Origin of the sequence: Streptomyces solincola (assembly GCF_002982015.1) — a bacterium.
Lineage (GTDB): Bacteria > Actinomycetota > Actinomycetes > Streptomycetales > Streptomycetaceae > Streptomyces > Streptomyces solincola.
This window is the reverse complement of the sequence record NZ_PVLV01000564.1, coordinates 1-1,922: the sequence shown is the minus strand read 5'-3', so window position 1 is coordinate 1,922 and position 1,922 is coordinate 1. Positions and strand designations below refer to the sequence as shown.

The 1,922-nt window shown below is 78.2% G+C and carries 2 protein-coding genes; both read left to right on the top strand.

The window, feature by feature from the left end; all coding sequences use genetic code 11:
• Window positions 1-841: 841 nt before the first annotated feature.
• On the top strand, window positions 842-1,183 hold the full coding sequence (locus C6N75_RS27250; protein WP_105871536.1) for a hypothetical protein: 342 nt from the start codon (window positions 842-844) through the stop codon (window positions 1,181-1,183).
• A gap of 1 nt (window position 1,184) precedes the next feature.
• The coding region (locus C6N75_RS27245) for a 4-alpha-glucanotransferase (protein ID WP_181160642.1) at window positions 1,185-1,922 on the top strand (738 nt) is incomplete at its 3' end.

Below are 1,922 nucleotides of genomic sequence, written 5' to 3'. Positions count from 1 at the left end.
GCCCGGGGGCGGTGGTCAGCAGGCCGCCGAGCACGGCCAGCGCGACGGCCGTCGCGGTCCGCGTCCGAGGGGCCGGCGGCCACAGCCCCCGGCGGCCGGATCCGGCGGCCCGGTCCGCCACACGTGCGTCCGCCGCACGGCCGTCCGCCGCACGGCTGTCCGTCATCCGGCCCGCCGCAAGGCTGCCTGTCGCCCGGCCTGCCGCAAGGCCGTCCGCCGCCCCGCCTGCCCCACGGCTGTCCGCCTTCCGGCTGTCCGCCGTCCGGTCCGCCTTCCGGCTGTCCGCCGCAAGGCCATCCGCCGCCCCGCCTGCCCCACGGCTGTCCGCCGCCCGGCCTACCTCCCGGCCGTCCGCCGCACGGCCGTCCGTCTCGCCGCCGTGCGCGTCGCCCTGGGCGGCCGCGTGCGGGTGCTCCGTCCGTCCGGCGCGCTGTGCGCGGCCGATGCGCCCGAACCCCACGCGCGTCTCCCTCGTCTTTCCCTGTGCGGCGAGTAGCGTGGCCGGTGGCCGGGCCCGCCCGGGTTCCGGCCGGCTCTCCGGCTGTCGGCGGGGCGCCGGGCCGGGGGTCCGAGCCCGGCGACATGCCGGTCGCGAGCCCACCACCGAGTCGCCGAGGGTGTCAATGCGCGTGACCGTCATGTCGTATTTGCCCGCCGGGCAGTGGGATGCCGACCGCCGCAGGACGTCCTGCGGCGCCGGTGCGGATCGCGGCCGGTCACCCGGACGGCGGCTTGCGGACATCGGCGGCGCCGCTGTGACACACGTGACAAACTGCGGATGGTCTGCCGCCGACGGGGTAGGGCTGCTGTGTCCCACCGTCACCCCACAACGGAGGCCACCGTGACCGCGTCCGCTCAGCTCCTGCTCTCCGCCCTGTCCGAGCAGGCCCTCTCCAAACAGGTTCCGGACCAGAGTGCCCGAAGGGTCGTCGCGCACACCTCGCACTCCGGTCCGGACTCCCACCGCCCCGCCGGCGCCCGCGCCACCGCCGTCACCATGCCCGAGGCCGTCACCGCCCCCGAGGCCGGCCCGCACGCCCCGATGGTCCCCCTCACCAGTGAGCCCCCGCTGGCCGACGCCGCGCCGCTCACCAGCGAACCCGCCTACACCGAGAGCACTCCGCTGACCAGCGAGCCCACCGCCTACGCCGCGGCCGGCGGACCGGAGTCCCCAGGAGCCTGAATTGACCCTAGCCCGGCTCGCCGCGCTGCACGGTGTCGCCACCGAGTACTCCCCGTCGGCAGGCGTCACCGTCCCGGTCCCCGACGCCACGGTGGTCGAGGTGCTCGCCGCCCTGGACGTCGACGCCGCCACCCCCGAGGCCGTGCGGGCGTCGCTGGCCGATGCCGAGGCCGCCGAGGCCGCCCGGCTGCTGCCGCCCGTGCTCGTCGTCTGGCAGGAGCAGCCGGCGGGCCCCGCCGTGTCGCCGCCGGAGCGGGCCGGGCAGTTCACCGAGCGCGCCGGGCAGCCGCCGGAACGGACCGGGCGGGCCCACGACCGCGCCGGGGTGAGGGCGGCCGGCGGGGCGGAGCTGCCCGCCGCCCTGGCCGCGCCGCCGCCGGGCGCCGAGCTGACCGTCACCACCGAGTCCGGCGACGAGGTCTCCGGCACCCCGCGCTGGGAGCGGCTGCCGCTGGGCGTGCACCGGCTGCGCGCCCGCGCCCGGGACGGCCGGGTCTCGCACAGCACCCTGATCGTCGCCCCCGCCCGCGTACCGCAGCCGCCGGGCCGGGGGTACGGGCTGCTGGTGCAGCTCTACTCGCTGCTGTCGGCCCGCTCCTGGGGCATGGGCGACCTCGGCGACCTCGTCGAGCTGACCAACTGGGCCGGGCGCACCCTGGGCGCCGACTTCGTGCAGGTCAACCCGTTGCACGCGGCCGTACCCGGCACGCCCACCGACCCCTCCCCGTACCGCCCCTCC